Below are 16,767 nucleotides of genomic sequence, written 5' to 3' on the forward strand. Positions count from 1 at the left end.
CTACAACCGTATTTTGTAAGCAGGTTGATGTTTTTTCAAACTTTGCAACAGAACCTTCTCGTTTAACACCACAGTAATTTCCTCAGTTACTGCGCTTACTGGATTACTTATAGTACCATCTACTGGCAGTATAACTACGTCTTGTTCAGCCTGCTGCTCCCAGTAATGTAGCACTTCTTTTGATATTCCAGTTTCAGCGTAATGTTGTAATTTCTCCGACCATTCTTTAAAAGATGTACTCTTCATAGGTAATTGAATTTTTTGTCCTTGGACTGCTTGCGTATACGCTGTTTGCAAATCTTCCAATAAAATTCGCCAAGAAACACCATCCACAGCTAAGTGATGAATTGTCCAAAATAATCGGCCAGTCTTCTCATCTTCATCAAAATACACCATTCTCATTAAAGGACCATCATGTAAATTCAATCTTTCTTGTGCAACATTAATCTCTTTTTGAATAACTTCATGCCAATCCGCTTCCGGCACTTCGTCTAATGAAATGACAGTCAGCATCAATTGTTCTTTAATTCCTTCATTCCACTGTTCCCAAGTCCCATTAGGTAAACGTTCATATCTTAAACGCAGGGCATCATGATGAAGTAGAAGGCTACGCGCTGCCTTTTCCAGTGATCCTATGTCCAATTTTTCTTTCGTTCTAAAGAACATGGATTGATTCCAATGATGTGGATTAGGATGATTTTGTGCAAAAAACCTTTGCTGAATAGGTGTAAGTATCGTCTCTCCAGTTATAATTCCTTGTTCAGCTTGTACACCTTGTTCTTCTTTGACTACTTGCGCCAACTCAGCAATCGTTTGGTGTTCAAATAGTTGTTTTGGTGTCAACTGTAAACCAGCTTGCTTTGCACGAGAGACAATCTGAATGCTAAGAATTGAATCTCCACCAATTTCAAAAAAGTTATCATAAATACCAATACGTTTTGAACCTAGCACACGTTCCCAAATGATAGAAAGCTTATGTTCACGTTCATTTCTTGGGGCCGCGTAGCCTTCTTGTGTTCCTTGATAATCTGGTATAGGTAACGATTTCCGATCAACCTTTCCATTTATGGTTAGCGGTAATTCTTTCATTTCGACAAAGTAGGAAGGTATCATATGGATTGGCAGTTTTGTTTTAAGATACTCTCGCCATTCTTCTAAACTACCTTCGCCCACTACATAAGCTACTAATCTCTTATCTCCCGACTGATTTTCCCTAACTATTACAACTACCTCTTTTACCAAGTCATGCTCTTGTAAAGTCGACTCAATCTCCCCAAGTTCGATTCGAAATCCTCTAATCTTCACTTGATTATCCATTCTTCCTAAGTAGTCTATATTACCATCTGGAAGATATCTCACAAGATCGCCTGTTCTATATAACCTCTCGCCTTCTTTGAATGGATGAGAAATAAATCGTTCGGATGTTAACTCTGGACGATTCAAGTACCCCCTTGCTAGACCTGCTCCTCCGATATAAAGTTCCCCCATCACACCAACTGGAACTGGTAACCTATTTCTATCTAATACATAAGTTTGGACGTTAGGCAATGGACGCCCAATTGTTACTCTCTTACTATCTTTTTTGATATGATAGCATGTTGCATCAACCGTACATTCTGTAGGACCATATACATTATAAAATTGTATTTTATCAGTCTCTACTAGCTGTTCCCATAATGACGGCATAATTGCTTCACCACCAACCAGTACCTTACTTGGAACATGAATGCCATCGCACGTTTCTAACAATCCGACATCTATAAGTAATTGAAGCAATGAAGGTGTTATATCAAAGATTTCTAACTTGTTCTCCCTAATATAAGCTACAAACTGCTCCGGATCACTTCGTACTTCATTTGGAATAATATACAAACTTGAACCATAAAGCAGCATTTGTAATTGCTGGATAGATGCATCAAAGGCAATTGACGCATTTAAACCGACATGCATGTTAGATGGTATCTCATGTTCGAAAACCTCTTTTTGTAAACCATGTGACAAGTTTAGTACAGAATGATGCTGTATCAAGACACCCTTTGGATTCCCCGTTGATCCTGAAGTATAGATAACATACGCTAAGGTTTCTCCTGTTACTTCACATTTTGGTGAAAGAATGCTTTCTTGTGAAATCATTGCTTGATCCCTATCTAGACAAACTATCTTCATTTCTTTAGGTATCCAGTCTTCCAATGACTCGTTCGTAACTAATACTTGAATTCCAGTGTCCTCCAAAATATATCGTAGGCGACTTTCTGGATATGATGGGTCTAATGGAACATAGGCTGCTCCAGCCTTCCAAATCCCCATAATACTAACAACCATCTCAACTGAACGCTCAAAGCAAAGTCCAACCAATGATTCATTCCCAATTCCGCATTGCTGAAGATAGTGGGCCAATTGATTAGCTTTTTCATTCAGCTCTCGATACGTTAACTGCTGTTTTTCATCTACCACCGCTACCGCATCAGGTGTACGATTTACTTGCTCTTCAAACAGCTGATGAATCGTACTTTCCTGTAGATATGCTACAGCATCATTATTCCACTCTTCCAACTGTTTTTGCTGTAATCCTGATAATATAGGCAACTTAGCTAATGATTTATCAGGATTCTCCACGATTACATTCAACCAGTTCCCAAAATGTTCAGCCATGGATTCAATAGTTAAGCTGTCAAATAAATCAGTTCTATAAACAAAAGTAAGTAATAAACCCTCTTCCACTTCTGCAGCAGTTAAACTTAAATCAAACTTAGCGATAGGGGCATTACTTTCCATTACTTCTATATTTTTTCCATGTAGTTCTGGTAGCTTCTGTCCCGTATTTTGCAAAGTAAACATGGTTTGGAAAATCGGAGAATGGCTTGTATTTCGTTCAGGTTGGATAACCTCTACAATTTTCTCAAACGGAACATCTTGATACTCATACGCCTTCAATGCTTTTATCCGTACTTGAGACAACAACTCTTGAAATGCCGGTGCATTACTTAAATCAGCTCGATAAACCAATGTATTGACAAAGAAACCAATCAGTCCTTCAATTTCTCGATAATTTCGATTTGCAATTGGGCTACCAACAATAATATCCGTTTGTCCCGTATAACGAGCAAGGAAACTTTGATACGCTGCCAATAAGGTCATGAAAAGTGTGGCCCCTTCTTGACGACTTAGTTCGTTTAATTTATCCAGTAATGAGCGCGATAACAAAACATTATGAGTTAATCCATGGTGGGTTTGCACTGGCGGACGCGGACGATCCATTGGCAACATTAAGACTGGTAACTCACCGGATAATTCTTCCTTCCAATACGCAAGTTGTTGATATAGTAATTCATCTTTCAACCATTCTCTTTGCCACTGAGCAAAATCGGCATATTGAACTGGTAGTGGTTCCAGCTCTGCTTGTTTTTCACCAATCGCATTCTCATAAAATGCCATCCATTCTTGAAGTAAGATTTCCATCGACCATCCATCTGAGATAATATGATGCATATTACACAGAAGAATCCATTCTTCTTCTGAAATTCTTATGAGTTTCCCACGGAACAATGGCCCTTGTTCTAAATCAAATGGAGATTCGACTTCAGTTTGAATCCATTGCTCCAACTTTCTTTCTCGCTCCTCTAATGAAAGCTTAGTTAAGTCCATTTGCAGAAGCGGACGGAAAACGTACGGTTGAATCTGCTGGATAGGATGGCCATCCTCTTCATAAAATACAGTCCGCAAAGATTCATGACGCTCTATCAACTGATTCCATCCCAACTCCAATGCCTCAGGTAACCAATTCCCTGTAAGACGGCATGCCATTGGCATATTATAAAGTGCACTATTAGGTGCAAATTGATCAATAAACCATAAGCGCTGTTGGGCATAAGACAGTGGAATATTTCCCCCTCGTTCTATCGGCATCAATGGTGGAATTTCTCGTTTTTCGCTCCCCTTACGTAACTGATCTATTCGTTTCGATAATGCCTCGACCGTTGAATATTCGAACAGTTCACGTACTGGCAATTTGATTTGAAAGACCTCCTGTAAGCGTGAGACCACTTGTGTAGCAAGTAGAGAGTGACCACCGAGCTCAAAGAAAGAATCCTGAACATCAATGTCTCTTATTCCTAGCACTTGACTCCACACTGAAGCAATAAGTTCTTCCAGCGGAGTTCTTGGGTATACAGTATTTTCAGCGGATTGTTCACTAAGTATAGGCAATGCCTTCAAATCAAGTTTTCCATTCGGTGTAAGTGGTAAAAATTCCATCTCAATAAAGTTTGTTGGAACCATGTAATTAGGTAAATGTGTTTGTAGATGTTCTCGCCATTCATGGACACTTCCTTCACCAACTACATAAGCTACTAATCTCTTATCACCTTGATTATCCTCTCGCACCAATACAACAGCTTCTTTCACAGAAGAATGCGCCTGCAAAACAGCTTCTATTTCTCCCAATTCAATCCGGAAACCACGAATTTTCACTTGGTCATCTATACGTCCACGGAACTGGAGATTACCATCAGAAAGATAACTTGCTTTGTCTCCTGTATAATAGAGACGTTCTCCTGACTTGAAAGGATGTGGAATAAATTTTTCCTTTGTAAGATCCGGACGATTAGCATATCCACGTGCAAGACTCTTCCCTCCAATATAGAGATCTCCAATTACACCAATTGGTACTAGCTGAAGATGAGAATCTAACACATAAACTTCTGTATTCGCAATCGGTCGACCAATCGATGGCGTACCTGTTGTCACTCCTACAGGTACATAACAATCTGTGGTAACAACGGTATTTTCCGATGGACCATACTGATTAATTACCGCAAAAGGAATATCGTTAGATGGATACTGTGTTAATTGATCCCCACCAGTAATGATAAAACGAAGATCCGTTTTATCTGGCCAAGATAATTTCAAGAGTCTTTCCAGAATAGGCGTAGGTGCAAAACTAGCTGTTATTCGTGAATCAATGAGCCAGTCCCTTAGTGCTTCTGGATTAATTCTCAGTTCCTCTGTTGACAAGTAGAGTGCTGCACCAGCAGTTAGATACGGCCAAATCTCCTGGACAGCCGAATCAAAAGCAACCCCTGCAATCTGAGTCGCACGATCCTCTGCTGAAATACGATAAACTTCTTGATGCCAAGAAACCATATTCATTAATGAGCGATATTCAACCATAACACCCTTCGGTTTTCCTGTAGAACCAGAGGTATAGACAATATAGGCTAAGTTCTCTGGATTTATTTGACGTATAGGTGCAATTACGCTTTCCACCGTTAATTCTTCTAACCTCACCATTTCGACGTGTGCGAAATGTCCTTCTTGTACTTCCGCCGTCACTACAAATTGAATTCCTGCATCTTCAATCATGTATTCTAACCTTGATTTTGGATACAACGGGTCTAAAACAACATAAGCTCCACCAGCTTTTAAAATGCCTAGTAAACTTGCCATTAGCTCTGCTGACCTCGGAAGATAAACTCCCACCACTGACTCTGGGGCTACTCCCTTTCGCTGTAAAACATTTGCCAACTGATTTGCTTGTATATCCAGTTCACCATAAGTCCACTGTTTTGTTTGATCAACTATCGCAATCGCATCAGGACGCATTGCTACTTGCTCCTCAAATCTTTCGCAAATAAGACCCTGATGGGACATTTCCATTACAGTGTCATTCCATGTTTCTAATAACAAATTACGCTCGGGTTCCGATAGCATGCTCAGGTCATGCAACGGATTTTGTGGGCGATGAGAAACTTCATATAGCCATTTCTCAAAGTGTCCTGCCATCCGTTCAATAGTAGTAGCATTGAATAAATCCTTATTGTATTCAAAAGTAAAAAGTAATCCCTCTTCTGTCTCAACTGCCATCACACTTAAATCAAACTTTGCAATTGGACTATGGCTTTCTATCATTTCAATACTTCTACTAGATAACACCGGAAACTCTTGTTTCATATTTTGCAAGATGAACATAGTCTGGAAGATTGGCGAATGACTTGTACTTCGCTCCGGTTGCACAACTTCTACAATTTTTTCAAATGGGATATCTTGATATTCATACGCCTTCAATGCCTTTTGACGAACCTGATACAGTACATCTTGAAATGTCGGTCCACCACTCAAATTAGTTCGATAAACCAGCGTGTTAACGAAGAAACCAATTAGTCCTTCAATTTCTCTATAATTCCGATTCGCAATTGGGCTTCCGACCAAAATATCTTCTTGTCCCGTATAACGAGATAGAAAACTTTGATACGCAGCCAACAGCGTCATGAAGAGTGTAGCCCCTTCTTTTCGGCTAAGTTCATTCAATTTATCATGTAGCGTGCTTGGCAAAACTAGAGTGTATGTCGACCCGTGATGAGTTTGTAGTGCAGGACGCGGGCGATCCATAGGAAGTTGGAGTACAGGAAGCTCCCCAGACAATTCTTCCCTCCAATATTGAAGTTGTTGATCAAGCACTTCCTCCTTCAGCCATCCTTTTTGCCACTGAGCAAAGTCGGCATATTGAACCGGTAATGGTTCAAGTTCCGCCACCTTTCCATCCGTTGCTTTCTCATAAAATGCCATCCATTCTTCAAGTAGGATTCCCATTGACCATCCATCTGAAATGATATGATGTAAAGTACAAAGGAGTATCCATTCTTCCTCTCCCACGTGCAAAATACTCGTCCTGATTAATGGACCCTCTGTTAAATCAAATGGCACTTCTGTTTCTTGTTGAATGAAACGTTTAACCTCTTCTTCTCGGTCTTCAGAAGAAAGCATAGTTAAATCCGTTTTCGGAATTGATTGAAAAGCATACGATTTAATTTGCTGTACGGGTTGACCATTCACTTCTTGAAAGACCGTCCGCAGTGATTCATGACGTTCTATTAGTTGATTCCATCCCGTTTCCAATGCTTCAAGTAGCCAATTCCCTGTAAGACGGCATACCATTGGCATATTGTAAAGGGCACTATTAGGTGTAAATTGATCAATAAACCATAAACGTTGTTGGGCATAAGATAGTGGAATAGCTTCTCCTCGCTCCATCGGTATTAGTGGCGGAATCTCTCGTTTTTTATCTCCTTTACGTAGCTGTTCTAATCGCTTTGCCAGTGACTCCACCGTTGTATATTCAAATAGTTCACGTACTGGTAATTCGATTTGAAAAATTTCCTGTAAACGTGACACTACTTGAGTAGCTAGTAGTGAATGACCACCGATTTCAAAAAAGGAATCCTGCACACTAATATTTTTTATTCCTAACACTTGGCTCCAAACGGAAACAATGAGCTCCTCCACTGGTGTTCGTGATGAAGTAATATCTTCACTTATGAACTGTTCTTCTAATTCCAATAATGCTTTCCGATTCACTTTACCATTTGGAGTGAGTGGCATACCTTCAATTTGGAAAAAGTATGCCGGAACCATATAATGTGGTAATTGCTTCTTGAGATATTCACGCCACTCTCCAGTATCCCCTTCACCCACTACATAAGCTACTAACTGCTTATCTCCTGGTCGATCTTCCTTCACCAACACGACTGCCTCTTTTACAGATGAGTGATCATGTAAAGCTGCTTCAATTTCTCCCAATTCAATTCGGAATCCTCTAATTTTGACTTGGTTATCTATTCTTCCAATATATTCTAAGTTACGATCATTCATATATCTCACCAAGTCACCCGTTCGATATAATCGTTCCCCGTCCTTAAAAGGATGCGGAATAAAACGTTCAGTAGTTAAATCCGGTCGATTGAAGTAGCCACGTGCCAATCCTACTCCTCCAAGGTAAAGTTCCCCTGCCACACCAATCGGAACCACTTGTTGATATTGATCTAACACATACAACTCTGTATTATCAATCGGACGACCAATCGGAATAAGCATTGCCTCTTTTTCTAAATCACAATCGTAATAAGTCACATCCACAGTCGCTTCAGTAGGACCATACAAGTTAATTAACTTTGTTTGCTGAACATTGTAAAAGATCCCCTTAAACCGGCGAACCTGCTCAGTGTTTAACGCTTCTCCACTAGTAAAAACTTGAATTAAAGACGATACATCCCTTTTCGAATTATATAGTTCCATATAATCTAAAAAAGTAGATAACATCGACGGAACAAAGTGCATGGTGGACACACGATATCGTTCAATATACTCCTCAATCACCGCAGGATCTTTCTCTCCTCCTGGTGGAAGTAAACAAACACGTGCTCCTACAAATGACCACCAAAATAATTCCCAGACAGAAACATCAAATGAAAACGGTGTCTTTTGTAGGATTGTATCGTCCTCGGACAATGGATATTTTTTCTGCATCCACTGTAGACGGTTGATAACGGAATGATGTTCAATCATTACCCCCTTTGGATTTCCCGTCGAACCCGAAGTGTATATAATATAGGCTAAGTTATTTGCTGTTACTCCACTCACCGGAGCTAAATTACTCTCTTTAGAAATCATTACTTGATCCCGGTCTAAACAAATTGCTCGAATATCTTTAGGTAACCAGTCCTGTAGTGCCTCTTTTGTTAACAGCACTTGAATTTGTGAATTCTCCAAAATGTATCTCAGGCGGTTTTCGGGATAACTTGGGTCCAGTGGGACATAAGCCCCACCTGCTTTCAAAATCCCAAAGAGACCAATAATCATATCAGGAGAACGTTCAATACATATACCGACTAATGATTCAGGTCCGATACCTCGTTTTTGTAGAAAATGTGCCAATTGATTCGATTTTTCATTCAGTTCTTGATACGTTAGCTTTCCACCCTCATAAACTACCGCCACTGCATTAGGTGTCCGTGCAACTTGCTGCTCAAATAGCTCATGAATCATACAATCATGACCATAAACTACGTCCGTATCATTCCATTCTTCTAAGAGTTGTTTTTGCTCAGTATCCGATAACATTGACAGCTTTGTATATGATTCATCTGGATGATACGTGATTTCATTTAGCCAGTTCTCAAAATGTCCTGCCATACGTGCAATGGTACTACTATCAAATAAATCCGTGTTGTATTCAAATGAGGCGAATAGACCTTCTTCCACTTCATAGGCAGTTAAGCTCAAATCAAATTTAGCAATAGACATATTACTTTCTACCATTTCAATACTTCTATCAGGCAAATCTAGTCGTTCTTGTTTTATATTTTGTAGCGTAAACATGGTCTGAAATATAGGGGAATGACTCGTGCTTCGTTCAGGTTGCACAGCTTCTACCACTTTTTCAAATGGTATATCTTGATATTCGTAAGCTTTTAACGCCTTTTTCTTTGTTTGGTTCAAAATCTCTCGAAAAGTAGGGATGCCACTCAAATCTGATCGGTAAACCAACGTATTAACAAAGAAACCAATTAATCCTTCTACTCCCTTATGGTTCCGATTTGCAATCGGACTACCAACTAGAATATCTTTTTGTCCCGTATAACGAGCAAGAAAGCTCTGGTATGCGGCCATTAAAGTCATAAATAAAGTAGATCCTTCTTGTCGACTTATATCCTTCAATTGACTAAGCAATTTATAAGGAAAAATTACGTGATGCGTAGCCCCAGAGTAAGTCTGCTTAACCGGTCGAGGTCGATCCACTGGCAGTTGTAAAATAGGAAGCTCACCAGATAATTCTTCTTGCCAATACGTAAGCTGACGATTTAGCACATCACCTTGCAACCACTCCTTTTGCCACTTCGCAAAGTCTGCATATTGAATGGATAATGAACTTAATTTAGCAGGATTTCCGCCCGTTTCTTCTTCATAGAAAGCAAGTAATTCATTCATGAATATACCAATGGACCAAGCATCAGAAATAATATGATGCATCGTACACAGTAATAACCATTCATCCTTCTCTAATTGAACAAGCTGATTACGAACTAAAGGACCATTCATTAAATTAAATGGTTCTTGCGCTTCTCTCGCAATTAAACTATCTACCTCTTTTTCTTTTACTTCTAGAGGAAGTTGAGAGTAATCTCTTACAGGTAATGCTCTAGGAAGGAATTCGACAATTTGTTGCACAGGTTGTTCTCCTACTTCTTTAAAAACAGTTCGTAATGATTCATGGCGTTCAATGAGTCGATTGAATCCCTTTTCTAATGCTTCAGGTATCCAATTTCCTTTTAGATGCCATACCGTTGGAATATTATATAAAGAACTATTTGGATTAAATCTGTCCATAAACCACAAACGTTGTTGTGCATAAGACAACGGGAGTGCTTCTTTATTCTCCTTTTTTTGCATTTGCTTCTGAAGCCATGCTCTCTTCTCAGGAGAAAGTGAACTCAGCTTTGCAAGTAAATCACTTCTCATTTTTTTACCCCTTCCTCAATCAAATTACTCTCGAATATCCCTTGTGCTTCTTCCTCTGATAGCTCTTCTAATTGCTTAAGTAGTTCCAGTAATTCTTCATCATTACTCACTTCTGCTTCTTTTTGAATATAGTCTTGAAGACTTACATTCTCCTTACTACCATTCTGCATTTCTTGATTTTTGTTATCGAGCAATTGATCAATCTGTTCTGCCAATTGCTCCACCGTATGAAACATAAATAAATCATGCAATGGTATGTCGATTCCAAAAGCCTCTTTAAGATTAGAAACAGCTTGCGTAGCAAGTAATGAATGGCCACCAATTTCAAAAAACGAATCCTGAATTCCGATGTTTTCCATACCTAAAACTTCATGCCATATCGAAACGATTGTTTTTTCCGTAGACGTACGAGGAGCAATATAACCACTTGCTATCTCCTGTTTCTCTGGTGCTGGTAAAGCCTTCCTATCAATTTTCCCATTAGGAGTGAGTGGAAATGCATTTAATCCAACAAAATAGGCTGGGATCATATAATTTGGTAGTTGATCCTTGAGATAATCACGCCACTTTTGAGCATCTCCGTCTCCTACAACATAGGCAATCAAACGTGGGTCGCCAGGATAATCTTCCCGCACCATCACAATAGCTTCGTTAACTAGTGTATGCCTTTGTAATATCGCTTCAATTTCTCCTAGTTCAATCCGGAACCCACGAATTTTCACCTGATGATCGATTCGCCCAACATACTCCAAATTTCCATCCGGCAAATACCTTACTAAATCTCCAGTCCGGTATATTCGCTCTCCTTCTTTAAACGGATGCGGTATAAAACGATTTTTCGTTAAGTCAGGGCGCTTTAAATATCCACGTGCTAATCCTGATCCACCAATGTACAACTCACCAACTACACCAATTGGAACCATTTTTTGTTCAGCACTTAGTACATATACTTCTGTATTGAATATTGGTTTACCAATCGGTGGGACCCTATGCATGACACCCTTTTCTAATTCCATATACGTGGAATACGTAGTATCTTCGGACGGTCCATATAGGTTGTACACCTTTTCAATCGTATTTCTCTCGTATAAATCTTGAACAAGCGAATATGGCAATGGTTCTCCAGCCAAATTCATCACCTTTACCGAAGAAGGTATTGTTTTTGCTCGAACCAGTTCCTTTGCTGCCGATGGCACAGTATTAACCAAAGTCACACCTTTGGAAGACAACTTCTCTAGATGTAGAGCATTTTCAGTGACAATCACCTTACCACCCATCGTTAAGGGAACAAATACTTCAAAAACGGATAAATCAAAAGATAGCGAAGTTGAAGCTAACACTCCCGCTAATTCCTTTCGGGAATACGTGTGGTGCGCCCAATGAATCATTGTTACTGTATTCCTGTGCTCAATCATTACTCCCTTTGGATTTCCAGTGGAACCTGAAGTATAGATAATATAGGCTAAGTTATCGCCCGTCACTTCACTCGTACATACCGTAGTTACTTCTTGTTCTATTTCTGCTCGATTACGATCAATACAAATCACGTTGACGAATTTAGGTATAACCATTTTTTGTTGTAACTTTTCCTGCGTCACCAGTACCTTTATTTGAGCATCTTCTAAAATGTACTGCAGTCGACTTTCCGGATACGCTGGATCAATTGGGACATATGCTCCTCCCGCCTTCATAATTCCTAAAAGACCGACAATCATCTCGGATGAACGTGTAACGCAAACCCCAACTAATGATTCGCATGTTACACCATTTTTTTGTAAATAATGTGCCAACTGATTCGAGCGTTCGTCCAACTCTCGATATGTTAGTTCTTCATCTTCGCACACTACTGCAATTGCTTCTGGTGTTTTTTTCACCTGTTCTTCAAACATTGTATGAATCGTACTTTCTTCCATATCTATAACACGCGATTTATTCCATTCCTCTAGTAGTTGCTTATATTCTACTTTCGATAACATATTCAGTTCTGATAGTACACATTTTGGATGAGAGACAATTTGATTTAACCAATGTTTAAAATGACTTGCCATACGTTCAATGGTTGTATCATTAAACAAATCAGTATTATATTCAAAGGTTAGTGATAATCCTTCTTCCGTCTCAGAAGCAAATAAACTCAAATCAAATTTGGCAACAGAAGCATGGCTTTCCATGAGTTCCATTTGTCTTTCAGATAGCTGAAGAAACTCTTGTTTCGTATTCTGTAAAGTAAACATAGTTTGGAATATTGGTGAATGACTTGTATTCCGTTCAGGTTTTACGGATTCTACCACTTTCTCAAATGGGATGTCCTGATACTCGTATGCTTTTAGCGCTTTTTTTCTTACCTGCGACAAAAGTTCTTGGAACGTCGGATTTTCACTGAAATCAGCTCGATAAACCAACGTGTTTGCAAAGAATCCTATTAATCCCTCAATCTCTTTCACATTTCGATTAGCGATTGGGCTTCCAACTATAATGTCGTCCTGTCCTGTATAACGAGAAAGGAAGCTTTGATACGCTGCCATCAATGTCATAAATAAAGTGCATCCTTCTTGCAGACTTAAATCTTTGAGCTTTTCCTGTAGGGAATTCGCCACTATTAAGGACTGACTTGCACCACGATGGGTTTGAACTGCAGGTCGAGGACGATCCATCGGTAATTGTAAAACCGGTAGTTCCCCAGATAATTCTTCCTTCCAATATTGAAGGTGCTGATTCAAATTCTCCTCTTTTTGCCATTCCTTCTGCCACATGACAAAATCTGCATATTGGATAGATAACTCCTTCAATTCCACTGGTTTTCCGGTTAGTGCTCCTTCATAAAAAGCCATCCATTCTTCAAGTAAGATTCCCATTGACCATCCATCTGAAATAATATGATGCATCGTACAAATGAGAACCCATTCTTCCCTGTCCACTTTCAATATTCGTGTTCGAATCAGAGGACCTTGTCCCAAATGAAATGGTTCCTCCGCCTCGTTTTGAATAAGGCGTTTCATTTCTCTTTCCCTTTCCCTATCTTCCAAAGAAAGATCTGTTAGATTCGTTTGAGGAATATGTCTGAACACATGAGATTGAACCTGTTGAAAAGGTTCATCCTCTTGTTCTAGAATTGTCGTCCTTAATGATTCATGACGCTCCAACAATTGATTCCATCCGACCTCCAATGCTTCAATTGACCATTTACCTGTTAAGCGACACGCTGCATGAATATTGTACATCGCACTATTTGGCATTAATTGATCAATAAACCATAGACGTTTCTGCGCATAGGAAAGTGGGATAACTTCTTCTCGTTTCATAGGTACAAGAGGAGCAACCTCTCGTTCTTTATCTTCTTTTCGTAACTGATCCACTCGTTTCGCCAATGCTTCCACTGTATCGTGCTTGAAAAGTTCACGTAATGGAATTTTAATTTGGAACAGTTCTTGTAACCGAGAGACGATTTGAGTAGCAAGTAGTGAGTGCCCACCACGTTCAAAGAAGGAATCCTGAATACTAATATTTTCTATCCCTAACACTTGACCCCAAACCGAGGCAATAAGCTCTTCCGATGGCGTCCGAGGTAGAACATTTAAATCTCCAATAGCTTGCTCATCAGGTATTGGCAAGGCCTTTCGGTCAATTTTCCCATTCGGAGTAAGCGGGAAGTGTTCTAACTCTACAAAGTGCGCTGGAATCATATGATTCGGTAATTGTTTTTGTAAATACTCTCTCCACTCCTCGGTATTTTCATCGCTTATTACATATGCAACCAATCGTTGATCACCTGGACGATCTTCTCTAACTAATACGACAGCCTCTTTAATAAACGAACATTTTTCTAAAGTGGCTTCAATTTCTCCTAATTCAATCCTAAAACCACGCATTTTGACTTGATGGTCCATTCTACCTATAAATTCTATATTTCCATCAGTTAGATATCTTACTGAATCTCCTGTTCGATATAGTCGTTCCCCCAATTGGAATGGATGCGAAACGAATTTTTCAGCAGTAAGATTCGGACGATTTAAGTATCCACGTGCTAAACCAGCACCCCCAATATATAACTCACCCTCAATTCCTATTGATTGCAAGCGTTGATTTTGGTCTAATACATATAATTGCGTGTTCTGTATTGGCTGCCCAATAGAAACAAATTCTTGATTAGGCTGAATATCAAATGCATTCACATAAATAGTGGCTTCAGTTGGTCCATAAAAGTTGGTTAATTTCACTTGTCCACTATAATTCCATTTCTGTTGAAATCGTCTAACTAACCCTGAACTTAGTTCTTCTCCACCAGAAAATACATGGCGTACGGACGAACAATTCATGTTCAATTCAATACGATTGAAGTGATCTAAGAAAACAGATAACATTGAAGGTACAAATTGAACTATAGTAACCTGATGTTGTTTAATCACTTCAGCTATAATAGAAGGATCTTTTTCTCCACCTGGAGGTAGGAAAGATACACTGGCACCAACGTGAATGCCCCAAAACAATTCCCAAACAGAGACATCAAATGAGAATGGCGTTTTCTGCAAGACCACATCCTTTTCAGAAAGCGGATATTTATGTTGCATCCATTCTAGATAATTAATTACTGAATGATGCTCAATCATTACTCCCTTTGGATTCCCTGTAGATCCTGAAGTATACATAACATACGCTAAATTTTCTCCTGTTACACCACTTATACATGGGGTTGATTCTTCTTTTTCAATTGCAGTGTAATCTTTATTCATACAAATCGTTTCTATATTTTCAGATACAAACAAATTTTTAGAATTCTCTTCCGTCACTAGTACTTCGATTCCAGCATCCTCTAATATATATCGAAGCCGACTCTCTGGATAAGTAGGGTCAAGTGGAACATACGCTGCTCCTGATTTTAGAATACCTAATAACGCTATCATCATTTGTAATGAACGTTCCATATATACTCCAACTAGAGACTCTGGGCCTACACCATGCTTTTGTAAATAATGAGCTAGCTGATTTGCACGCTTCTCCAACTCTTTATATGTAATTTGTTCATTTTCGTAACTAGCCGCGATTGCTTCCGGTGTTTTTTTAACTTGCTCCTCAAACATCGTATGAATCATGCCTTCAGCCGAATAATTAACTTGAGTATGATTCCATTCCTCTAGTAACTGTATCTGTTCTTCTTCTGTTAAATGAGTAATTTCAAATAGTTTTGAATCTAGGCTCTTCGTCATCTGAATTAATATTTGCAATAAGTGATTCTGAATCAGATTTATTGTTTCTTCATTAAAATAGCTTCGATCATACATCAACTTTAAAGTAATTTTCTTACCGGGCATTACAATGAGTGTTAAAGGATAATTTGTTTGTTCCGTGCTTGTAACATCTAGTAATCTTAAATCATCATTTCTCTCACCTTGAATTGGATAATTTTCAAACACATACAAGGTATGAAATAAGGAGCTATTTCGCGGAACCTCACTCCAGCCTTGAATATCTATCAACGAATTATACTCATACTGTCTTCGTTCCATTTCTTTCATTTGTATTTTACGAAGCCAATCTACTACTGATGTATTATCCGTTAATCGAATTCTGGTAGGTAATGTGTTAATAAATAGCCCCACCATATTCTCTGCTCCCATTAAATCAGTAGGACGCCCAGCGCTAGTTACGCCAAATACGACGTCACTGTCACCGCTATACCTACTCATCAAATAAGCCCATGCACCTTGTACTAACGTATTCAACGTTAATCGACTATTTCGTACCCACTCTTGTAAACTCTCAGTAAGTTCCTCAGATACTTGATAAGCACATTCTCCATAACCCTTCTCTTGTCCTTGTTCCTTTCTTTCCATTGCTAATGGAGTAGGTGCATAGAACCCTTTTAATTCTTCTTTCCAAAATTCCTCTGCTTGACTTTGATCTTGTTTATTTATCCATTGAATATATTTTTTATAAGGAAGAGGTTTAGGAAGATTCAACAATTCTCCCTTTATCATCTTGAGATAAACTTCCATCACTTCACTAAAGACCAATGACACACTCCATCCATCTAGCAAAATATGATGATGTGTCCAAATAATTCTCGTTTCCTCTTTTGCCTCTTTAATCGCAGTGACTCTCATCAATGGTGCTTCATCCAATAAAAATCCTTTTCTACGATCTACATTCAAAAACTGTTGTAATTTCTTCGCCCTTTCATCATGTGGATAGGTGCTCCAATCCTCTTGATGAATAGTAAAAGGAAGACGTTGGTAAACCGCTTGTAGTGGTTTTTCTACTTCCTCCCACACAAATACTGAACGTAAAACCTCATGTCGATGAATAACATATTCCCAGGCCTTTTCAAAAGTAGCAATATCCAATTGCCCCCCGAGCAAGAAGCCTACTTGTACAATATAGGAAAATGAATGTTCATCATCTTGATCGTATAAAGTATGAAACAGTAGTCCTTTTTGCAAAGGTGATAAACCATATATATCAATAACGTCTCCCATT

1 protein-coding gene and 1 pseudogene are annotated in these 16,767 nt (G+C 39.0%); both read right to left on the bottom strand.

From position 1 onward, the window contains the following. Positions 1–3 precede the first annotated feature (3 nt). Positions 4–10,293, bottom strand: a pseudogene (locus MHI28_RS04575) (amino acid adenylation domain-containing protein); the annotation flags it as partial. Further along, positions 10,290–16,766, bottom strand: a complete 6,477-nt coding sequence (locus MHI28_RS04580; protein ID WP_340827651.1) for an amino acid adenylation domain-containing protein — start codon at positions 16,764–16,766, stop codon at positions 10,290–10,292. The pseudogene MHI28_RS04575 and the gene MHI28_RS04580, both read right to left, overlap by 4 nt. Position 16,767 lies beyond the last annotated feature (1 nt).

This window comes from Bacillus sp. FSL K6-0268 (assembly GCF_038005425.1).
In the GTDB taxonomy this organism is placed as follows: Bacteria; Bacillota; Bacilli; order Bacillales; family Bacillaceae_G; genus Bacillus_A; species Bacillus_A thuringiensis_S.

What these genes read in the sequence shown, in the direction of transcription:
- MHI28_RS04580 (WP_340827651.1), bottom strand. Translation starts at nt 16,766, where the DNA reads ATGGGAGACGTTATTGATATATATGGTTTATCACCTTTGCAAAAAGGA.